Annotated in this window: 16 protein-coding genes; 8 read left to right on the forward strand and 8 right to left on the reverse strand. The window is 61.6% G+C overall.

Annotated features, from left to right (window positions below; all coding sequences use genetic code 11):
- Positions 1–6: 6 nt before the first annotated feature.
- The gene (locus AC0L2X_RS13895) at positions 7–1,557 is read right to left on the reverse strand and encodes a GumC family protein (RefSeq protein ID WP_473557944.1); all 1,551 of its coding nucleotides are present in this window, start codon (positions 1,555–1,557) and stop codon (positions 7–9) included.
- A 171-nt stretch (positions 1,558–1,728) separates the two neighbouring features.
- On the opposite strand from AC0L2X_RS13895, the gene AC0L2X_RS13900 reads away from it, so the two are divergent.
- Positions 1,729–3,006: a VpsF family polysaccharide biosynthesis protein gene (locus AC0L2X_RS13900; protein WP_352489838.1), complete on the forward strand. Its 1,278-nt coding sequence runs from the start codon at positions 1,729–1,731 to the stop codon at positions 3,004–3,006.
- Between the two features lie 19 nt (positions 3,007–3,025).
- On the opposite strand, the gene AC0L2X_RS13905 is transcribed toward AC0L2X_RS13900, so the two are convergent.
- Positions 3,026–4,465: a glucosamine inositolphosphorylceramide transferase family protein gene (locus AC0L2X_RS13905; protein WP_473557947.1), complete on the reverse strand. Its 1,440-nt coding sequence runs from the start codon at positions 4,463–4,465 to the stop codon at positions 3,026–3,028.
- A 201-nt stretch (positions 4,466–4,666) separates the two neighbouring features.
- Between AC0L2X_RS13905 and wecB the strand changes: the two genes are divergently transcribed.
- Genes wecB through AC0L2X_RS13920 form a run of 3 tightly spaced genes read left to right on the forward strand, consistent with a single transcriptional unit; the run spans position 4,667 to position 7,945 of the window.
- Positions 4,667–5,821: a non-hydrolyzing UDP-N-acetylglucosamine 2-epimerase gene (wecB, locus tag AC0L2X_RS13910; protein ID WP_352489840.1), complete on the forward strand. Its 1,155-nt coding sequence runs from the start codon at positions 4,667–4,669 to the stop codon at positions 5,819–5,821.
- Positions 5,814–7,145, forward strand: coding sequence for a UDP-N-acetyl-D-mannosamine dehydrogenase (gene wecC, locus AC0L2X_RS13915; protein ID WP_352489841.1), 1,332 nt, complete (start codon positions 5,814–5,816; stop codon positions 7,143–7,145). Before wecB ends, wecC begins: the two co-directional genes overlap by 8 nt.
- The gene (locus AC0L2X_RS13920) at positions 7,142–7,945 is read left to right on the forward strand and encodes a WecB/TagA/CpsF family glycosyltransferase (protein WP_473557953.1); all 804 of its coding nucleotides are present in this window, start codon (positions 7,142–7,144) and stop codon (positions 7,943–7,945) included. The genes wecC and AC0L2X_RS13920 overlap by 4 nt, the downstream gene beginning before the upstream one ends.
- Before the next feature lie 44 nt (positions 7,946–7,989).
- Here the strand turns inward: AC0L2X_RS13920 and AC0L2X_RS13925 are convergent, their stop codons facing one another.
- Complete coding sequence (locus AC0L2X_RS13925) at positions 7,990–9,429, reverse strand: lipopolysaccharide biosynthesis protein (protein ID WP_473557955.1); 1,440 nt, start codon at positions 9,427–9,429, stop codon at positions 7,990–7,992.
- 169 nt (positions 9,430–9,598) lie between these two features.
- On the opposite strand from AC0L2X_RS13925, the gene AC0L2X_RS13930 reads away from it, so the two are divergent.
- Complete coding sequence (locus tag AC0L2X_RS13930) at positions 9,599–10,717, forward strand: glycosyltransferase family 4 protein (RefSeq protein ID WP_473557957.1); 1,119 nt, start codon at positions 9,599–9,601, stop codon at positions 10,715–10,717.
- Here the strand turns inward: AC0L2X_RS13930 and asnB are convergent.
- The gene (gene asnB / locus AC0L2X_RS13935; protein ID WP_473599938.1) at positions 10,691–12,616 is read right to left on the reverse strand and encodes an asparagine synthase (glutamine-hydrolyzing); all 1,926 of its coding nucleotides are present in this window, start codon (positions 12,614–12,616) and stop codon (positions 10,691–10,693) included. The two genes, AC0L2X_RS13930 and asnB, sit on opposite strands and share 27 nt — an antisense overlap.
- A gap of 165 nt (positions 12,617–12,781) precedes the next feature.
- Positions 12,782–14,023: a glycoside hydrolase family 5 protein gene (locus AC0L2X_RS13940; RefSeq protein ID WP_473557962.1), complete on the reverse strand. Its 1,242-nt coding sequence runs from the start codon at positions 14,021–14,023 to the stop codon at positions 12,782–12,784.
- Positions 14,024–14,139: 116 nt separating this feature from the next.
- Between AC0L2X_RS13940 and AC0L2X_RS13945 the strand changes: the two genes are divergently transcribed.
- From AC0L2X_RS13945 to AC0L2X_RS13955, 3 genes are all read left to right on the forward strand, one after another.
- On the forward strand, positions 14,140–16,068 hold the full coding sequence (locus AC0L2X_RS13945; protein ID WP_473557966.1) for a heparinase II/III family protein: 1,929 nt from the start codon (positions 14,140–14,142) through the stop codon (positions 16,066–16,068).
- Between the two features lie 237 nt (positions 16,069–16,305).
- Complete coding sequence (locus AC0L2X_RS13950; protein WP_473599939.1) at positions 16,306–17,301, forward strand: sterol desaturase family protein; 996 nt, start codon at positions 16,306–16,308, stop codon at positions 17,299–17,301.
- Positions 17,298–18,467, forward strand: coding sequence for a GNAT family N-acetyltransferase (locus AC0L2X_RS13955; protein ID WP_473557970.1), 1,170 nt, complete (start codon positions 17,298–17,300; stop codon positions 18,465–18,467). Before AC0L2X_RS13950 ends, AC0L2X_RS13955 begins: the two co-directional genes overlap by 4 nt.
- A 20-nt stretch (positions 18,468–18,487) precedes the next feature.
- Here AC0L2X_RS13955 and AC0L2X_RS13960 read toward each other — a convergent pair whose 3' ends face one another.
- The 3 genes from AC0L2X_RS13960 to AC0L2X_RS13970 all read right to left on the reverse strand — a co-directional run bounded on the left by AC0L2X_RS13960 (position 18,488) and on the right by AC0L2X_RS13970 (position 21,732).
- Positions 18,488–18,799, reverse strand: a complete 312-nt coding sequence (locus AC0L2X_RS13960) for a UBP-type zinc finger domain-containing protein (protein WP_036238601.1) — start codon at positions 18,797–18,799, stop codon at positions 18,488–18,490.
- Positions 18,796–20,487: an FAD-dependent oxidoreductase gene (locus tag AC0L2X_RS13965; RefSeq protein WP_473557973.1), complete on the reverse strand. Its 1,692-nt coding sequence runs from the start codon at positions 20,485–20,487 to the stop codon at positions 18,796–18,798. The genes AC0L2X_RS13960 and AC0L2X_RS13965 overlap by 4 nt, the downstream gene beginning before the upstream one ends.
- 318 nt (positions 20,488–20,805) lie before the next feature.
- Positions 20,806–21,732: an NADP-dependent oxidoreductase gene (locus tag AC0L2X_RS13970; protein WP_352565388.1), complete on the reverse strand. Its 927-nt coding sequence runs from the start codon at positions 21,730–21,732 to the stop codon at positions 20,806–20,808.
- Positions 21,733–21,798: the final 66 nt, after the last annotated feature.

The raw sequence follows: 21,798 nt of genomic DNA on the forward strand, positions 1-21,798 counted from the left end.
CTTGCTTCAGGCTCGGCTGGCGGCAAGGCCTGATTGGTTCGGCGGCCGGCGCATGTCGCGGATGATGCCCATGCCGATGGCCAGCAGCATGCCCAGGGCAAAGCCTGCGAACGCTCCTGCGCCTGCCACCAAGGCAGGGCGCGGTGGCCATGAGCGCCCTGGTGGCGGCACCGCGGTCGAAATCACCTGTACGTTTGTGGTGTCGATCTGCTCGCGCTCGCTGATTTGGCGCGCACGGGACAGGAAGCTCTCATAGACCGCTCTCTTGGAGGCGGCATCGCGTTCAAGCTCACGTAGGGCGACTTCGGACTCGCTGTCGGTGAAAACGTTGCTCTTCAGATCGTTCATCCTGGCGTTGAGAGAAGCCAACGAGGCCCTGGCCTTGTCCAGGCTGGCCTTTGCCGTGCCGACGGTGCGAGAGAACTCGGCCCGGAGTTGCGAGTTGACGGTCTCGAGTTCTGTCCTGAGCCTGACAATCGTCGGGTGACGCGGGCCGAAGGTCATCGACTGTGAGTCGATCTGCTGCCGCAGGCCGTTTGACTTGTCGCGTAGCGCCGCGAGCGCTTCCGAAACCGTGGGGTCGGGATTGGCCCCATTGATACCGGAGGCAACCAGGGCGTCGTAGCTTGCCTGTGCGGCGATTACGCGCGATTGCGCATCGACGATTTCGCCGTTGAGCTGCGTCAGCGTCTGCGAACTGACGAGCTGGCCATTGCTGGACGACAGGTTGTGGCTGCGCCTGTAGCTCTCGACCTTCTCTTCGGCAGTCTGCACGTCGCTCTTGAGTTGGCCAAGCCGGCTGTCAAGGGCAGCCGCGGCACGGCTGGCGCCGGCAGCTTCGGCCTTGGCCAGTTCTTCCTGGAAGTTTTTGACTATGGCCTGCGAGATCAGGATCGCCTTGGCGGTGGTTTCCGCAGATACCGAGAGGGTTGTGACAAACGATGTCGGGTCCGCGATCGCGTCTACCCGGTCCGCCAGGTTCTTCAAGGCGATAAGCCTCGGGTCGGGCTTCGCCACAGCGCCAGATGAGGATGTGCTCCGGTCCGGATCGAAAAACTCCGGATCGTGAGTCAGATTCAGTTCGTCCACCACACGGGAAAGCACGTTGCCCGAGGTCAGGATGCGCTGCTTGCTGCGCGTGCTGAGCAGTTGGCTGTCGACCTGGCCCGGTTGCGAGTAGAGGTCGTTTTCCACAACCTGCAAATTGGATGGGTTGATGAGAACCTCGGTCGTGACGGTGTAACGCTGCTTGCTCAGCAATGCATACGCGCCACCGACAATGCCCCCGATTACCGCCAGCATGAAGGCCAGGGCGAGGCCGGCCCGCAGCCAGACGAACAGGCGTCGAAAATCGAGCTCGAGGAAATCGCCGATCTTGTCCAGGGTCACAGTCGCGACAGGCTCTGGAGGTTGCGGCGTCACCGGCGCGGAGCTTAGCGCCGCGACTGGGCCATGCTGTTGCAGCAATGCCCTGCGCCGTGCATTGGCGATACGCTCGAATGCACTGTTGTTGGAAGCCGTCGCGGAGATAGGGGGTGTGCCGGAACCGGCAGACATGGTGACAACCCTTGTTAAATCATTACGCTTGGCCTGCTCTACAGAAACATCGTTAACATCTTATTTTCCAAGTTGGCCCATTTTACTGTTCATACACCCCGTCCGTCCGGCGGACGTTGAAGGGATTTCGTTGCCCAGAATGCCGTTCGAATATCGCCATTTGGATGGGCCATGAGCTATCCCGCTGCCGCTTCGGAACGAGTGTTGTCCAGTCGAGCGCGCCGTCAGAACGCGCTGTCGCTGCTGTTTTTCCTGTGCGCGGCGTTCGCGCTCCTGCTTCGCTTTACGGTGTCGCCGCAGGTGATGAACATGGTCGTCGACTATACGGCCCAGGGAGGCTCGTTCTACGAAAAGCTGCATTTCGGCACCTATGCGATCATCCTGCTGCTTCCTATCGTTCTTTTCAGCCGACCGTTTCTGCTGCACGGCGATGAAATTGGAATATTCAAGGCGTTGATCCGCTATTCGGTGCTGATGTTCGCGCTGGTGCCTTATCTGTTCGTTACCGGCCGTGCGGGCTCCTCCGGCTTCATCATCGATACCTATCTGGTGGCCGGCGCCACAGGCCTGTTGATGCTGGCATTGAATGCAGAGGTGCGGCGGGCGTTGGGAGACGTCGTGCTTGGAATGGCGGTCCTGAGCGCTGTCATCGGCACCATCGAGGCGGTGACTCAACATCGGTTGTTGCCCTATGGCTTGAACGAACTGCAATTCAGGCCAACTGGCCTGTCGTCCCATCCGCTGGCACTGGGCGCGCTCTGCGCCACAAGCATTGGATTCGTGCCGCTGACGCACTGGCGCATCTGGATGCGGGTGATGGCGATCTTCCTGTTGTTCATCGGTTGCGCTGCGTCAGGCGCTCGCGCTGCGCTGATGCTCGCCACGGCGGAAATTCTCATTCTGCTACTGTTCGTGCCCTGGCCAGGCCTATCGCTCAAATACGAGCGGCAGGCCAAATTTTTCGTACTGATGTTCACCGTCGCCGGTGGCGCGGTGCTCGTAGCTGTACTGTTTGCGGGCGGTCTGCTGAATCGGTTCAGCAACACCATCTTCGACGAAAACTTCATGGCCCGGGTGACCATTTACCAGGTATTCGGACTGGTCAGCTGGAACGACATCCTGTTCGGCATGAACGTTGACGACCTGCTGGCGATCGTCAGGCAGAAGCTGCATCTGCCCTACATCGAAAGCGCGCCTGTGGTAATTATCTTGCTCTTCGGCCTGCCCATAGCCCTGCTGTTTACAGCGCTGATATTCTGGTTTGTCTTCCGGCTGCTGCGCGGGGCGCCGCTGCCCGCATGGATCGGCACCATAACGTTCTTGCTTGCCGCGCTGTCGAACAACGCGCTTTCGTCAAAAACGCCGGACATGACGATCATCGTGGTGTTGCTGCTTGCCTACAGGGACCAGTCTTCGGTCGCTGCATTGAAGCCGACTGAGATCCGTTAAGCACGGGCCTCGGATCCGCTCAGCCGGCGCTGTCCACGACCTCGACACGGCCCGCGCGGTTGAGCGTGTGAATGCCGGACCGAGCCCATGCCGGCCCGGGGTCGATTGGGCGGGGCAGTTCGAAACGGACGTCGAAATCGTCAAGCCGATCCAGCCGCATCAAGCCGAGGCCGCCACCATAGGCTCTCGAGCCGTTTTGCACCGGCAGCAGCGAGCCCTCCCGGCGGATAAAGGCGCCGCCAGGCCGAGTGGCCGAGTGATCGACGGCGACCGGATTGAGCGCGTGCGCAGCCCACGGCCCACGCAATGCCGGGGCGGAATAGACGGCCATTGTGTCGGACGCGCTACCGTGACCGAACCGCTCAGTCCCCAACAGCCAGAAGCGGCCGTCGGATTCGAGCAGCGTGGCGTCGTTGAAGTCCCTGTCCGCGATCAGCACCGTATCGCGTACCCAGCGATCCGGAAACTGCACGGCACGGTAGAGCACCAGTTCGCGCGCCGTAGCGCTTTCAGGGATCATGAATATCTCACCGGAGTGAGCGAACACCTGCGGATATGACAGGTGATGCGCTTCCTCCAGCACCATTTTCGGGACGCCGAAAGTGCCGTCGGTGCCAAGTTCCGCGACAGAAATCACCCCGCGGCCGGTGGCGTAAGGAAACTCCTCGACAAAAAGATAGTGGCGGCCATCGCGTTCGAGAACGAACGGATCGGCGTAGAATCGCTGTCCGTCATCGGCAAGCACGGTGAAGGGCTTGCCATCCAGCTGTCCGGTTTCGGCGACGCCTGGACCATCGATCAGCCGGTAAGCAACCTGCCAATAGAAGGGGCGCCGGCCACGTCGCAGTTTTTGCACGGCGCGGTCGACCAACCCCCTGCCGAAAAAGGGCAGATAGTACCTGATAAATCCGCCTTTCTGCAGGGGCGGCGCCGGGCTCTCGGCAATCGGCGCAAGTTTGCCCGTGGAGAATCGGGCGACACATTGGGCAATCAGGGAGATGGCGCCGGCGAGCAGGTCGTTGCTGGTTCGGGACAGCCAGAGCCGATCGCTGATCATCGGCCGCGCCCTGGCGACGGCAACGCCGTCGAGGCGCGCGGTGAGTTCTGGCAAACGCCCGCTCGCCAGCATCTCGGTCATGCCCGCGGCAAGGCTGCTGTGGCCGCAAAATTCGAGCGTCAGGACAGGCGTGCCCCGTCGTGCGGCGGTAGCGGTGAGATCGACTATAAGATCGACTGGGCCGGTGTCGCCGGACGGCAACGGCTCGGAACGGCTCGCCAATGAGGGGCCGAAGCGCCGGCCCTCGAGCGCCAGCACATTATCCATCATGCGCGCATTGGGTTCAGGCGCCGGCGCGCGGCAACTCGAAACCGCATGTCCAGCCACACTCAACCGCGCCAGAAGCTCATTTTCCCAGCGCCGGGATGCGTCGGCGTGGCCGATGATTAAAATATTAGCCAATCCAATATATTCTTTTTCAAGACTACTGCCATAGAACACTTGTCAGCCCAACCTTTCACAAGAGTTAAGCCGGGAGAACGCGGCCTTGGTTATTAATCATATATTAAGAATTGAGATCACGAAGGCGCTTCCCGGCGCTATTATGGCTCTTGCGGGCAATAGTCGGCATGTCCCGAAGGCTGCAGGCGACCAGGATCAGCAATGAACGTCCTTTCACGTCCAAAACTGCCGTCCAGGCAGAAACTGCTGATCGTGTTCGGCACGAGGCCGGAGGCACTCAAATGCTTTCCAGTGGCGCGTGCGGCCCTTGCTCATCCAGGCTTCATCACCGAAATATGCATCACCGCCCAGCATCGTGAAATGGTCGACCAGGTTGTCGAGCTGACCGGCCTGCCTGTGCATCACGATCTCAACATCATGCAACCCGGCCAGTCGCTGTTCGATGTGACCTCGCGCGTGCTCCTGGGCATGGCCGAGGTGCTGGACAAGGCGAAGCCCGATATCGTCATGGTACAGGGCGACACCACCACGGCAATGGCCGCGGCTCTGGCTGCCTTCTACAAGCGTATCCCGGTCGCTCATGTCGAAGCAGGATTGCGCAGCCACAACATCAACTCGCCGTTTCCTGAAGAACTGAACCGCAAGATTGCCGGCGACATCGCCACCTGGCATTTTGCGCCGACCGTTCAGGCTCGCGACAACCTCATCGCCGAAGGAAAGGCCGAAAGCACCATCTTCGTGACCGGTAACACGGTGATCGACACGCTGTTGCACTTTTCAAGCGCGATCGATGCCGACAGGCTGATGAACGCGAAGCTCGCTGCCCGCTTCCCGTTCCTCGATCCTTCCAAGAAAATGATCCTCGTCACCGGCCATCGCCGCGAGAATTTCGACGGCGGTATCCAGCGCATCTGTACGGCGTTGAAGGGATTGGCGGCGCGCGGAGACGTGCAGATCGTCTACCCTGTCCATCCAAACCCCAATGTGCGCTCGGTGGTCAACGCAGAGCTGGAAGGCGTGCCGAACATCCATCTGGTCGAGCCGCAGGACTATCTGCCCTTCCTGTACCTGCAGAAGCAGAGCTATCTGGTGCTTACCGATAGCGGCGGCGTGCAGGAAGAAGCGCCGTCGCTCGGCAAGCCGGTGCTGGTGATGCGCGAAAATACCGAGCGACCCGAGGGGGTCGTGGCCGGCACCGCCCGTCTTGTCGGCACCGATGTCGAGAAAATCCTGTTCAACGCCAATCGCCTGCTCGACGATCAGGCTGCCTATCGCGGCATGGCGGAACGACACAACCCATATGGCGATGGCCGGGCCAGTAACCGGATTGTTGAGGAACTGCTGCATCATGGCTGAAATCAAGACCGTTTCCGTAATCGGCATGGGCTATATCGGCCTGCCGACCTGCGCCATTTTCGCCAGCCGCGGGCTCAATGTCATTGGCGTCGATGTCAACGGAGCGGTGGTCGAGAAGGTCAACCGCGGTGAAATCCACATCGTCGAGCCGGACCTCGACGGCCTGATCCAGAAGGTCGTGGCGAACGGCAAGCTCATGGCCTACAGCACGCCACAGCCGGCGGACGCCTATATCATCGCCGTGCCGACCCCGATGACCCACGACCATAAGCCGGACGTGACCTACGTGCTCGCGGCGGCACGAAGCATCGCCCCGGTGCTGAAGCGGGGAGACCTTGTGGTGTTGGAATCGACATCGCCGGTGGGAACTACGCGTATCATGACCGGGCTGCTTGCCGAGCTGCGGCCTGATCTCAAATTTCCTGTCCAGCATGGCGAAGACGCCGATGTGCTGGTCGCCTATTCGCCCGAGCGCGTGCTGCCGGGAAAGGTGCTGACCGAGCTGATCAACAACGATCGCTCGATCGGCGGATTGTCCCGCAAATCGTCCGAACGGACCGCGGCACTCTATTCGACCTTCGTCACCGGCGACCTGTTCATGACAACGGCCGAAAGTGCCGAGCTGGTGAAACTGACGGAGAACGCGTTCCGCGACGTCAACATCGCCTTTGCCAACGAGCTTGCCGCCGTGTGTCAGGACCTGTCGCTCAATGTATGGGAAGTGATCGATCTCGCCAATCGACACCCTCGCGTGAACATCCTCCAGCCGAGCCCGGGCGTTGGCGGTCACTGCATTGCGGTCGATCCATATTTTATTATCGACGCCGCACCCAACAGCACGCGGCTGATGGCTTCGGCACGCCGGATCAATTCCGAGCGGCCCATGTCGGTGGTCAGGGATATCGAGGCCTTGCTCGACCCCTCCCGCAAACAGACGATCGCCTGTCTTGGCCTCAGCTTCAAAGCCAACATCGACGACTTGCGCGAGAGCCCGGCCGTCGAGGTGGTGAAGCTTCTGTCCGATATCCCCAATGTGAAGATCATTGCGGCTGAACCCAACACAAATTCGCTGCCGCATGAGCTCGAGGGCAGGGGCATCGTGTTCACCGACGCACTTTCGGCCATCGACAGGTCCGATATCGTCGTCCTCCTGGTCGATCATCGGCAATTCAATCTGGTCGACCCCGAAGCGCTCAAGGACAAGAAGCTCGTCGATACGCGGGGTCTGTGGACGTGGCGCAAGGCACGCAAGCCCGACGCCCGCATCGAAGGCAAGAAACCAGAGGTCGCACAAGTGACGCTTGCAAGGGAGCAGGCTGCATGAACGCGCACGCCCCGGCATGGGCGCAGCATACCCTATTGGCGTCACGGCGCCGGGAGTTCCTTGGCGCACCTATCCATGCGCTGACTATGGCAGAGACGCTGGCTATCGCCGACGAGGCGATGACGCTGCGACGGCCGCTGCATCATGTGGTCGTGAACGTCGCCAAGCTGGTGACCATGCGCCAGAATGCCGAATTGCGCGAGGACGTGGCCGGGGCGGACGTGGTCAATGTCGACGGCATTGGCGTGCTTTGGGGTGCACGTCTGTGCGGCGTCGCGCTGCCCGAGCGGGTGGCGGGCGTCGACATCATGATCAATCTGCTGAGCCTCTGCGCGAAGCGTGGATTCAGGCCGTATCTGCTGGGGGCCGAACAGCACGTTCTCGACGCGGTTGTATCGAGACTTGCCAGGGACCATCCGAGCCTCTGCATAGCGGGAATGCGCAACGGCTATTTCAAGCCGGAGGACGAGGCCGGAATCGTCGCGGCGATCAACGCCTCGGATGCCGACTGCCTGCTGGTGGCCATGCCGACACCGCGCAAGGAACGCTTTCTCAAACGCTACCGCGATGAACTCGCCTCAAGCTTCGTGATGGGCGTGGGCGGCAGTTTCGACGTCTATGGCGGCAAGGTTGCCCGTGCGCCGAAGCTGATACAAGCGGCCGGACTGGAGTGGCTGTTCCGCGTCGTCCAGGAGCCGCGACGCTTGTGGCGCCGCTACTACGACACGAACACTGCCTATGCGGGACTGCTGTGCCGGGAGTTCTGGGAGCGTCGCTGGCGCCGAAACGCCGGTTTATAGTTTCGCATTCCCCCACAAAACAGGCGTTGGCCCTGGACTTCGCTTTACGCGATCCGTAGCCGCGCCCGCAGCTGCGCGACGAATTGCGTCGCTGCCACGGGGTGGAACAACGAGGTCAGCCCGAAGAAAACCGCAGCGCCGGCAGTGCCGCCGGCGATAAGAGAGAAGATTGCCGGCACGTCGCCGGCCACCATGCTGGCAAGCTTGGCGGCCACCCCCGTGCTGAGCGAGATGATCACCGAAACACCGATGTCGCGCCACGGCACCGGCACCGGCGTAAGCCGCTCGCTGATGATGATGCAGGTTATGGAGCCCACCACCGAGCCGCCCGCAAGCGCCAAAGCGGCGCCGATCTCCGCCATCGGGGGGATCAACAGCAGGGATAATGCGATTGTTGCCACCGAGCCGAAGAGATTGGCGATGATCAGCAGCCACGGCCGCTTGTGCGCGTGCACCACGACGCCGTAGACGAAGCTGGTGAGGTTGGCGCACAGCACGCTGAAGGCAATGATCGGAAACAGCAGGCCGAAGCGGCCGTGATATTGCGAAGGCAGCATGAGCTCGGTGATATCGCTGCTGAGCGCGACCAGCATCGCTGCAATCGGCAGGCAAAGCCGCATCATCAGCGCCATCAGTTGCGACAGCAGCCGGCCCGACGCCGCGGGCCCATCCTCGTCGAACCGGCTGACCACCTCGGGAAAGGCGCCCATGTTGATGGCGTTGGCGACCATGTCGATCGGCTGGCGGGCCAGCGCATAGGCTGCGGCGAAGATCGCCACAGCGCTGGCGTCGTAATAGATCTTGAGGAACAGACGCTCCGCGCTGTTGAGCCCGAAGCCTACCAGCGCCATGATGATCAGCGGCACACCGAGCGCAAAGAAGTCCCTGTGGGTGAAGCGCGGCGGACCGGTAACGAGCCGTCGCGATGCCATGGTGCCCGCCACGATGCCGGCAATCAAGGCGCCGAGGCTCGAGCCGAGCGATACCGTCAGAAAGCTATCCTGAAAGACAAGGATGGCGCCGATCGGCAATGCGAGTTGCAGCAGGGCACGCAGGGCTTCTAGCATCGAATAGACCGAATGGCGCTGCTGCATCTGCAGCACGGTCAAGGCGAAGCGGCTGATGGACCCGGCGACCAGATAGCCGCAGACCGCGATCGCGAACTCGACCCAGCGTTCAGGCACGATCACCGCAGACGCGCCTACCGATATGACCAGCGCCAGTGCCGTCGTGGCAAGCAACACCTGCCCGGCTAGCATCAGGCTGCCGCGGCTGACTTCGCCCTTGCCGCCCAGCCTGAGCAAGGCGATGCGCAGCCAGTTGGTGACGGCAATGTCGGTCATTTCACCGACGGTCACCACCAGGGTGAGCAGGCCGTACTCGGTCTGGTCGATCAAACGCGTCACGACGACCAGCAGGAGCAGCGCCGAAATTCGCGTCAGCAGGATCGCCGGAGCATAAATGAGCGTGGAACGGAGCAGCAAGGGCGTGTCCCTGGAAAACTCACCTTCGACTAGCCGCCGACTGGCGGAAAATCCAGCGCGACGACGGCGAAGGGTGAACAGATTCAGTTTGAACTAAAAGATTTACCGTAAACCTTATCGGGAACGTTTGCTTTGCAGTTACCCGGTCTGTGTTATTTAGAGTACCATCATGTTGCAGCGCCTCATATCCGATCGAAAAATACATGTCCTGGTCGCGACGCCGTCGGGCGTTTCGGGGCAAGGCGGCATCGACCGCATCATGGGGGCGTTGAAGCAGGAGTTCGAACGGCAAGAAATCGCCGACATCGATGTGTGCTTCCTTGCCAGCCGTGGCCCGGGGCATGTCGGACTTTCGATCTTCTATATGCTCGGCTTTTGCTTACGGATGCTTAAAGCACGTCTGGCTGGACGCGCCGATGTCATTCATATCAACATCTCAGTTTCCGGCAGCACCTACCGCAAGATGGTGATCGCCTCCTGCGCACGGCTGCTGTCGATACCTTATGTCCTGCATCTGCACGGGGCGCAGTATCAGACATTCTGGAAAGCCGACCGCGGTTTCATAAGCCGCCGTATCAAAGCCCTGTTCGAGCATGCCGATCGGGTGATCGTTTTGGGCAGGCTTTGGCGCGATTTCGTCGCCAGCCGGGCGCCGGGCGCAGCCGGCAATATCGTGATCGTGCCCAATGCGACCGAAGTCCCGTCGCTGGCGCATGTCGGCGGCGGCGACCATGTGCATATCCTGTTCCTGGGCCGCATCGGCGACCGCAAAGGCGTACCGCAATTGCTGGAGGCACTGCACAGCATGAGCTCTGTCAAGAATTGGCGCGCCACGATTGCCGGCGATGGCGAAGTCGAGGCGGCACGGGCAAAGTCAGCCGCGCTGGGGATTGCAGACAGGATCGCCTTTCCGGGTTGGGTGGGACCTGACGATGTCGCATCGCTGATCTCGTCGGCCGATATTCTGGTTCTTCCCTCCTTCGCCGAAAATCTGCCGATGTCGGTGATCGAAGGCATGGCAGCCGGTTTGGCGGTGGTGGCGACCCCGGTTGGCGCGGTCGAAGACATAATCACCGACGGGCAATCCGGGCTGCTGGTGCCGCCAGGCGATGTTACTGCGTTGACCGAGGCGCTGAGCCGCCTCGCGGAGAACCCGGCACTGAGGGCAAGGCTTGGTGCCGGTGCCATGGCCGTGCATCGGGAACGGCTTGAGCTCGCCCCGTTTGTCGGCGCAATCTGCGATGTCTGGCGGTCGGCGGCGTCAAGCCGTCAACCGGTCAAGCGCTGAGGCCGACGATCGCGGCGGCGCTTCGAGCCTGAATTCGCGGTGGAATATCTCCAAATTCAACAGCGCCCATATCAGCTTTTCGTGGTCGGCAGCACGCGTGGTGTGTTCCGAGACGATTTGATCAAGCTGTTTCGGACTCAGATAGCTGCGAATGACGGAGTGAGGCGAGCAAAGATGGTCATGCACGTAGTTCCTCATCGATCCGCGAAACCATTCGGCGACCGGTACCTTGAACCCGACCTTGCGGCGGCTGAGAATTTCCTCCGGGAGGATATTGGCCATGCTGTCGCGCAGGATCTGCTTGCTGTGCAACCAACCCAGCCTGTAGCGATCGGGCAATTTGCTGACGAACGAAACTAGGTCGCGATCGAGGAACGGCATTCTCCCTTCGATCGAACCGGCCATCATCATGTGATCGCCTCGTTCCAGGAGATTGTCAGGCAGCCACGATGTCTGATCGAAAAACAGCACGCGGCGAAGATGGGAAGCCGTGGCGCTTGACGAGAACGGAAAGTCGTTGCGCTCATAACGGCGATTTGCGGACGCACCGATCAGGCAAGCGCCCTGCTGCGCCGAAACGGCTCCAAACCAGGAGACCATCCGGGCGGCAAAGTCCCTTTCGCCCGCGGTGCGGGCAAACGTATCGACCTTGGCCGACGCGCCCGGCATGGCGCGTACCAAAGGGGAAAGGACATTATCGTGCAGCGAGGCTGGAACAAGCGACTGGTAGATCCCGGCCAGTGATTCCGCGCGATGCTTGGGATAGCCGCCGAGAATCTCGTCGGCTCCTTCTCCGCTGAGCACCATCTTGACGTCCTGGGAGGCGCGCTCCGACATCAGGTAAATTGGAATATCGCTGCTTTGCGAAACAGGTGCGCCGCGTTGGCGAACCATCGCCGGCAGGTGATCCATCAGATCGCCTGGCTGGATGACAAGTTCGCAATGATCGGTCTTGAAATGATCGGCAACGCGCCGGGCGAATGCAAGTTCGCTATAGGCTGCGTCGTCGAACCCGACGGAAAACGTGCGAATAGGTGTGGCGCTGTGCCTGGCCATCAGCGCGACGATAGCCGAGGAGTCGAGCCCTCCTGAGAGAAAGGCACCAAAAGGTGCATCGCTGCGCATCCTGATCTCGACGGAATGGTCGAGCAGTTCCAGAAATCGCCGCTTGGCGGTTTTTTCGTCGATCCGCTCGGTCAGGGCCGCCTGGTCCGGAGGCGTATAATAGCGCGTTTCCTTGACTACCCCTTGCGACCAGACGGCATAGCTTCCGGGATTGAGCTTGCGGATCTGTTTAAAAAGCGTGCGTGGTCCCGGCACATAACGCCAGTTCAGATACTCGTGCACAGCATCCAGATCGAGTTGCTGCGCATCTTGCTGCGACGACAACAATGCGTTGATCTCCGAGGCAAACAGCAGCAATTTTTCGCTTTGCATGAGGTAAAGCGGCTTTTCCCCGAAGGGATCCCGGGCGAGGATCAATTCCTGCCTCTGAGCATCCCAGAGTGCAAAGGCGAACATGCCGCTCAGCCGGTCGAACATGGACAAGTGCCACTGATCGTAGGCTCGGAGCAGCACCTCGGTATCGGAGCGCGTTCGAAAATGATGGCCAAGGCCGATCAGTTCCTGGCGCAGCTCGATGTAGTTATATATCTCGCCGTTGAAAGTTATTTTGAGACGACCGTCCTCAATCTGCATCGGCTGGTTCGACTCAGGCGCCAAGTCAATGATCGCCAGGCGGCGATGGACCAATGCCAATTGTTGCTCGCCGGTATTCAGGTCCAGTATCTCGGTGCCTTCGGCATCGGGCCCGCGATGCCGCAATGCGTTTGACATTCTGGCGGCCCGCTCTTGTGGATTTTTAGCCCTTCGACCGATCCATCCGGCAATTCCACACATTGTTCCCCCTAGGCGCGCATTCCTCACTTCAGTACAACAAATGTGTTAAACACTTCGTGCCAATACAACCCGACCGGGAGAAAGCTGCCCCAGGCCGTTCCTCGATCGAGCCTGGCGGTCAGGGGTTGCGACCGGTTGTTCGCTGGTGAGGGCGAGTGACGGCACCTATGGCAGGCCCAATACCTGCAGCATCTCGGGGTCGGGAACCGGGGGACCATCGGGCGGGATGAGGCTCATCCCATAGGGATTGGAGAACTCCCAGACAGACCATGGGATCGCGAAGCGTTCGGCCTCTCGGCGCACTGCCTTGAGATAGCGAGAACGGTCGGCCTCAAAGGCGCCCATGCGGCCGTCCGCGGACATGAGGATAGCGCCGAATTCGCCCATGAAAAGCCGCCGGCTGGGAATGCCATGGCCTTCAGCCCAGTCGACAGCCTGGCGAAAGCTCGCCTCCAGTTGGCTCTGGCCCCAGTTCTGCTCGAAATATTTCGCGATTGCTTGGCGCGCGGTGGCCATGTTCATCATCTGCTCGACCCGGCTCAAGCCGGCAGCTTCCATCCGCGCTCTAAGGGTTTCGGTCACCACTTCGGGTGTACTGCTGTCGGCCGGCCAGGGAAGTCCCGAAGCAAAGCTGATTGTGTCATCGGGCCGCTGGTGGGTGAAGCTGTGCGGCTCATACATATGGAAGCTGTAATAGAGGTTTGGGTCATCAAAGCTGGGGCTGAGGTTGACCAATCCGGCAATGCTGCCGCCGCAGGCGCCGGTTGCAACGATGGTAAGTTCGCTGCTGACCGCTCGAATGTCGTGGACGGTCCCTGCCATGATCCGCTGCCAGTCATCGCTGCCGCTCGCATCGCAAGGGTAGTATGCGGGCTCGTTGTAAGGTTCGAGGGCGACTTTGTCGGTGCCTATCTTGACCAGCATGGCGGCGACCGCCACAACCATTTGACGATAGCGGGCGACACCCTCGCTGTCGGCGCCGCCATAGATCATCTCCATGCTGTAGTCGGGAACCTGAGTGACGCCATGCAGGTCGAAAACCACCTTGAGGCCGGTCGACGTGATCCGCTCGACGGCGGCGGCAAGTATGTCCAGCGCCTGCTGCCGCTTGGCGTCCCCGCTGGCAAGCAGCGGGCCGGGATCGACGCTCAGCCGGACGAAGTCGAAGCCCATCGATCGGATGTGGGCAAACACCTCCCCGGCCGGCCAGTCGGTGAGCGGCCTGCTTTCCGCAAGCCACTCCTTTTCGCTGCGATAGGGCGGCCAAACGTAGGTTCCATCTTTGTCCACCGGCGACCAGTTGAGCCACTGATGCACGCCAACGCCGCGCTTGAGAGGGATGGGCGCTGCGTCGGCAGCGACAAGCAAGGCGAGCACCCAGGCAACAACATACACCGCTTTTTGCATCGCTCCCTCCGCATGCTCGCGGGAGATATTAACCGCAACGAACGGGAAAGAAGATTGCCGGCCCGCAGCTTTTCGACGGCATGGTATACAAGGACCGAAACGTTGACGGGGCGTGCATGAGAATCGGCTGGTACATCAACCGATTGCGCAGCATGGGACCGGCCGAGGTGCTGCACCGGCTGGGCGAGCAACGTCGAAGGATCGCGTCGCGCCGCCGCGATGATGGGTGGGAGCGCTATCCATCGCCGCAGTTGCACCCGGTGCTGCCCGGATTTCGCCATGCTGCGCTGGCAGCGACCGACGCTCAACGGCAAGCCATAGCGGCGGCCGCGCAAGAGATGCTTCACGGCCGGTTTTCGGCACTCGGGCGGACATGGCCAAAGCGTGAGCCCGATCTTTTGTTTCCTGCTGAGCTTTGGCGTCTTGATCCGATGACCGGCAGGCTTTGGCCTGGCCCCGAGGCTCATACTTTCGATATTGATTTTCGCGATGGCGGCGACCTTGGCGATATAAAATATGTCTGGGAGATCAACCGGCTGCAGCAATTGCCAGTACTGGCTGCACATCTGCTCCTCAGCGAGGACAATCGATCCCGGAGTGCCATCGAGGCGGCAATCGGCAGCTGGCATTCCGCCAATCCGCCGTTCCGAGGCATTGGCTGGGCTTCCGGCATCGAAGTAGCGCTGCGAGCCATCAGCCTGATCGTCACCCTTGACCTTGTCGGTGACCGGCTTGACCCGGCGACGCTGCGGAAAGCCGGTGAGATACTCGCGGCAAGCGCCTATTGGCTGCCGCGGTTTCCGTCGCGATATTCCTCCGCCAACAATCATCTCGTCGCAGAGTTGGCTGGCGAATATCTGGTCGGCCTGGCGCTCGGGGCCGGATCCGAAATCGCCCGCGGCGCCCTCTTGAATGAGACGCAGAAGCAGATTCTTGCCGACGGCGCCGGTGCCGAGCAAACGCCGACCTATGCAGCTTTCAGCGCCGAACTCATCTTGCTGTGCGCCGCAGCGGCACGCCAGGCAGGAACGCCGTTTCCCTCGGCCGTCGAAGCGCGTCTGGGCGCCTTCGCCAATTTCGTCGGCTGGCTGCCACAGAAAGCCGCCCGCTTCGGCGACGACGATGAGGGCCATGTGCTGAAGCTGGGCGACGAGCCGAACTATGTCCGATCCGTCGCGGCCGCCATCCACGGCTTACTGGGGACGCCGGGCAACGCGCCGGAGCCCGACGATTTTCGTTCGCTTTTCTTTGGTGCGCCGTCGGGCCCGACGCCCGCGGTGCATGGCTTGCAGACATTCACGCAAGGCGGGCTCTCCGTCTGGCGCGGAGCAATGAATGGCCGCAATGTCGAACTGACGTTCGATCATGGACCGCTCGGCTATCTCTCGATAGCGGCGCACGGCCATGCCGACGCGCTGTCGCTCACCCTGTGCATCGACGGTGAGCCGGTGCTGGTCGATCCCGGCACCTGGCTCTACGGTTCGGGAGGCGCATGGCGCGACTGGTTCCGCTCCACACCGGCGCACAACACGCTGAACATCGAGGGCAAGAGCCAGAGCACCATCGCTGGAAATTTCAACTGGTCGCACAAGGCAGTCGCAGCGCTGGCGGAGAGCAAGCCGGGGATGCACTGGAGGCTGAGCGCCCGGCATGACGGCTATCGAAGCCGCTTCGGCGTCGTGCATCAGCGCACTTTGGCGCGCCGGGCCGATGGCATCCTCATCACCGACCAACTGCTTGGCGGCAGGCGCCAGTCCGAGATCGTCTTCCAACTGGCCGCCGGCCTCCATGCCGACCGGCACGAAAAGACGGTCACGGTATTGCGCGGCGACGAGGCACTGTTGGCCATCCGCTTTCCTGATGCTGCGCTCGATATCGGCGCCGGCGGTGACATGCCGGGCCAAGGCGGTTGGGTTTCGCTGCGTTTTGGCACCAGGCAGCAAGCCGAACGCCTCGCCTGGCACGGTGAAGTGGGCGAAGCCGGGATCGATATCCATCTTGCCCCAATTCACCCGCCGCAACGGCAAAAACCGCCGCCAACGTAGAGTTGCCGGGCGAGTTCCAGCCGTATTCGACATTAATTACGTTTGGACATTTAGCGGTTTCGTTACCGTTGATCTGTTAGTCTCGCACCATCCAGCCTGCTTTGCCCGCTGCGTCCGCAACAGCCACTGGTTGCAGGCGGCGTTGCGAGTTTGGCGGGAATTTTGTGCTTTGCTATTCGCCAGATCGCCTTCTTACGACCCCAGACTGCCTTCTTACGACCAGGAGCCGCTGCAACGATGTTTTCCGAATTTGTCCGAGCGATTGTGGAAAAGCTTTCGAACGTCAATCTGACCACGCTCGGCCTGCTTCTCCTAACCGCTCTGGGCAGCGCGGTGATCGCCTACTGGCGAACTGCCGAACATAAGTCCCTCAGGGACTTTTTCGACTTCGCCTTCCCACAGGAAGTCATCCTGCACCCGTCGGCGCGAGCCGACGCCCTGTTCTGGATCACGAAACGAGCGATGATGCCTTTCCTGCTCATTCCTGCCGGCGTCACCTTCGTCGTCGCGGTGGGCTATGGCACACGCGAGGCAATTGGCTGGCTCCTTAACATCCACGCGCCGCTTCTCGGCGGCCCGGCGGGACCGGTGACGATCGTCATCTTCACCGCAACCATGCTGGTCGCCTATGATATTTCATACTACCTCTACCACGTCGCCCAGCACCGCTTCCCGTTCCTGTGGGAATTGCACAAGGTACATCATTCGGCCGAAGTGATGGTGGGGATCACCAAGGACCGGGTTCATCCGCTAGACGATCTGATGAACCGTATGTGGGATGGCGTCATCCCGGGCATCTGCTTCGGCATCTGGAGCCTGATTGCACTCGATCCGGTAGAGGTCGCTATCTTCGGCATCAACGTCTATGTCATCCGCAACATCCTGATGATGGATTTTGTTCGCCATACGCATCTCAAGATCTCGTTCGGCCCGTTGAACAACATCATCCTGTGTCCGCACTGGCACCAGGTGCATCACAGCATCGACCCACGTCACTACGATAAGAATTTCGGCCTGCTTTTTTCGTTCTGGGATCGCCTGTTCGGAACGCAGTTTGTCCCGGAGCCGGATGAAGACCTGAAATTTGGCCTAGTCGACCGCGACGTGCGCGATTACCAGTCGCTCTTTGGGCTCTACATCCTGCCGCTCAAGAAGATGGCAAGGCATGTCATGCGACTGTTTCACAGACGGCCCAATGTGGTCGCGCAGCCACAGGACAGTTCTCCTTCATGAACACCGCTGTTTCCATCGACGTCCTAGGCGCGGAGCGCCTGGAAATCGTCCGTTCGGCGGATCGCCTGGCTGCGGTCGAAGCCGCTTGGATGGAGCTTTGGCATCGTACCGACGGGCTGATCTTTCAAAGCCATGCCTGGATTTCGGCATGGTGGAGTACCGTACAACGCCGTGACCAGCGCGCGTTGCGGATCGGCCTGGTCTGGAAGGGCGAGAGACTCGTTGCTGTCGTTCCGCTGGCGATCGGCAGGCGCAGGGGGCTGCGGTTTCTCGAATGGGCGGCCGGCAGCTATACCGACTATGGGGATATTCTCGTCGCTCCGGAATGCTCGTTGTCGGCGCTGCAGGAGCTGTGGACCCAACTCTGCGATGCAGGTGGCTTCGATCTGGCCTTGATCAGTCGTCTCTCGCCGGATGCGGCGGCCCGCAAAATTTTCACGCCGGGAGCTTCCGCCGGCATCAGGCTCCGTCACTTTCACCGAACGGAAGTCAGCTATCGCGTTGCCGGACAATGGGAAAGCGGAGCGGCATGGTTGGCGGACCAGTCGAAAAAGACGCGCCAGAACTATCGGCGCGGCATCAAAGCGCTGGAAGAAGCCGGAGAGGTGAGATTTCGCCTGCTTGCGCCCGACGAGCCGCTGCAACCGGTACTGGAACGCCTCGCGGCCTTGAAGCGGAAATGGCTGACCGAGCGCATGCGTGAGTCAGACCTCTTCGAAGAGGGCGTGCCGGTACTCGCCGCGCTCGTCGGCGCGTTGGCGCGCGCCGGCGTGCTGCATATCTTCGTCCTCGAATGCAATGGCGTAATGGTCGCGGTGTCGATCAACTTCGTCCAGCACGACGTGATGATGGCCTTCGTGACGACGTTCGACCCGGATTTCGGCCGAGCGTCGCCGGGTGTGATCCTGTTGATGGATTACGTGAAGTGGTCAATCGATCACGGCTTGAGCACTGTCGATTTCCTCTGTGGCGCAGAGTCGTTCAAACACAAATTCTCGACGCAGGCGGTTACGCTGGAATCCGTCATCGGGACGCGCACGGCACAGGGTGCACTTGCATCTCTTGCCGATCGTGTCCTTCAGACCGTCAGGCATATGCGCGAGCGTTCATCGGCAGCACCAGAGGGACGTGGTACGCCCACTCAAGCCGAAGCAGCCTTGGAGTAGCGGCCCGCTGGCAAAAAAGCTCAAATGAAGCGCGGTATCGGACCGTTTTGCGGCGTGGTGCGGTCGCCAAGGTCGAGGAAGATTTCGTCGATGTAGCACCATCCCCAACCTTCCGGCGGATCGTAGCCTTCGATGACAGGATGGCCGGTTGCCCGAAAATGCTTGGTGGCATGACGGTTGGGCGAGTCGTCGCAGCAGCCGACATGGCCGCATGTGCGGCAGAGCCGCAGATGCACCCATTGCGAACCGCTCTTCAGGCATTCCTCGCAACCGAGCGCGCTCGGCGTCACGTCGCGAATATCCCCGGCGTGCCTGCATTCGTCTGCCATCATACGCTCCTGATCAGTTGCGGCGCCACGGCGAGACTACCGTTTCGCGCGAGATATTGATGCAGCGCCGCAACCACCTGGGCGCCTTCGCCGACAGCAGCGGCGACGCGCTTGATCGAGCCGGAGCGCACGTCGCCGATGGCGAATACGCCGCCGCGGTTCGTCTCCAGCGCACCACGTTCCTGGCCAATATCCGGCCCGGTGCGAACGAAGCCCTTCGCGTCCAAGGCCAAACCGCATTGCGCCAGCCAGTCGGTGTTCGGGTCGGCGCCAATGAACAGGAAGAGGTGGCGGATCGGACGCAAAGTCTCGGTGTCGCGGTTGCGCCAGCGCACTTTGCCAAGATTGCCGTCGTCGCCTTCCAGCGCCGTGATCTGCGTCTCAGCCAGCACTTCGATGTTCGGCTGTGCCCTGACGCGCTCTACGAGATAGCGCGACATGCCCGCATCCAGGCTGCTGCCGCGCGCCAGCAGCCATACCTTCTTCACATGCGCCGCCAGATAGACGGCAGCCTGGCCAGCCGAATTACCGGCGCCGACCAGGGCTACCTCTTGCCCGGTGCAAAGCCGCGCTTCGATCGGTGAAGCCCAGTAATGCACGGAGGTTCCCTCGAATTGCGCCAGGTTTGCCATGTCAAGACGGCGATAGCGCGCTCCGCTGGCTATCACCACCGACCGTGCCCGCACGGTCTCCCCGCCGCCGACGGCGAGCGTGTAGTGGGCACCGGACGTGTCGGTTGCGCTGCCCAGCAGCTTCGCCTCGTCTGGGATCACCATCTCGACGCCGAATTTCTGCGCCTGGTTGTAAGCGCGCGCCATCAGCGCCATTCCCGAAATGCCGGTCGGGAAGCCGAGATAGTTCTCGATACGCGAGGAGGCGCCCGCCTGTCCGCCAAAGGCACGGCAATCGAGCACGATCGTCGACAGCCCTTCGGAAGCCGCATAGACGGCCGCCGCGAGGCCAGCCGGTCCGGCGCCGACAATGGCCACGTCGTACAGCTTGCCGGAGTCGATCGGCCTCAGCAGGCCGATGCAGCGGGCAAGCTCGTTTTCTCCGGGATTGAGCAGCAGCTTGCCGTTCGGACAGAGCACGATCGGCAAATGGTGGATATCGACGTGGAAGCGTTCGATCAGGGTCCTGGCGCAGGGATCGGTAGCCGAATCGAGAACCCGGTGCGGCTGACCGCTTCGGGCCAGAAAACCTTGCAGCCGCAATACGTCGCCGCTGTCGACCGGTCCGACAATGATCGGTCCGGCTGTGCCGCTCTCGAGCAGGCCGACGCGGCGCAGGATCAGCGCCCGCATGATGCGCTCGCCGAGGTTTGCTTCCTGCACCATCAGCTCTCGCAGCCTTTGTGATGGGATGACGAGCGCCTCGACCGGCTCGACCGCCTCCACATCCACCAGTGAGGGCCTGGCTGAAAGCTGCGCCAACTCGCCGACGAAATTGCCCGCACCGTGCGTGACGATCGTTTCGCGCCGGCCGAAGCTGCCGCCCTGGATGATATCCACCTTGCCGGACAGGACCACGATCAGACCGGGCGCCGGCTCGCCGGCTTTGACGATCTGTTCGCCTGCAGCGTAGGACACGGCTTCGCCGAAACGGCCCATGCGGTCCAGGTCCGCCTCAGCCAGCGCTGGAAACATCTGATCGTGACGGGCAATGGAGGTCGGATTGGCGGACTGAGGCATGGTTCGAACCTATCGCCGGTGTCCGACGGTTTGAAGCGGTTTTTTTGCGGCTTGCGGCCGGTACAAACCTAGCCCCCCTGTCGGTAAACGCTGTGCCCTTCGCTTCGCCGTAACTGACAGCGGCCCGCGCGACGATGTCGTCGCGACGTGCCTCACACTCCGTTGCATCTCCTTGATTTGTTTGATTTGCGCATCCCGGCAAACCCGGCGCATGCTGCTTCAGCCGGCACCAGTCTAAGCCGGCCAGGCCCGGCGCGCCGTCCTGTGTCAAACTCTCGGCCGCCGGGCTTCTGGACAGCAGAAAACGGCCTGCGTCCGCTAGGCGGCTACCTGAAGCACGATCTTGCCGCGCGTGTGCTGCTTTTCGAGCCGTTCCTCGGCCTTGGCGACGTCCTCGAGAGGATAGATTGCCTGCACGAACGGCCTGACCTTCCCGGCGTCGATGAGGCGGCTGATCTCGGCAAGCTGCGCCGCGTTCGGCTTGGTCAAATAGGAAACGCCGCGAGCCCGATGCAGGCGGGCCTTCTCCGCCGATGGTTCGGAAAGCGTTGAGACGAGCGTCCCGCCAGGCTTGAGCACGTCCCACGAGCGGTCCTGTGTTTCACCCCCTACCAGGTCGAAGACGAGGTCGACGTCCTCGACAACTTCCTCGAAGCGCTGGTTCTTGTAATCGACCGCCTGGTCGGCGCCAAGCGCGCGGACGAAATTGAAATCCTGCGCGGAAACGGTCGTCGCGACGAAGGCGCCCGCGGCCTTTGCAAACTGCACCGCCAGATGACCGACGCCGCCGGCGCCACCATGGATGAGGACCCGCTGCCCGGATTTGAGGCCGCCGTGATCGAACAGGCCTTGCCACGCGGTGAGGCCCGCAAGCGGCACGGCGGCGGCTTCGGCGTGGCTTAAGCGTTGCGGCTTCGCCGCCGCCTCCGTTGCCTTGACGACGACGTATTCGGCGTTGCCGCCGCGGTCGTTGCCGAGCATGGCATATAGCGGATCGCCCTTCTTCAGCGTATGGGCCCGCGTGCCGCACAGTTCCACCACGCCGGATACGTCGCGGCCGAGCGTGACGGGCAGATCCGCGCCCGAAGAGCCCTCGCGAACCTTGTAGTCGACGGGATTGACGCTTGCCGCGTAGACCTTGAGCGTGACCTCGTCGTCATGCGGCTGGGGCAGCGGAACCGCGTCCAGCGAAAGAACCTCCGGTCCGCCAAAATCGTGGATACGGACGGCCTTCATAGTAATCATGGCTTGCTCCTCGTCGGGTTTGCAGTCCAGTTCGCCTCTGAACAGTTTCGCCGGCAGGCCGACGTC

The sequence above is a fragment of the Mesorhizobium sp. WSM4828 genome (assembly GCF_055811175.1).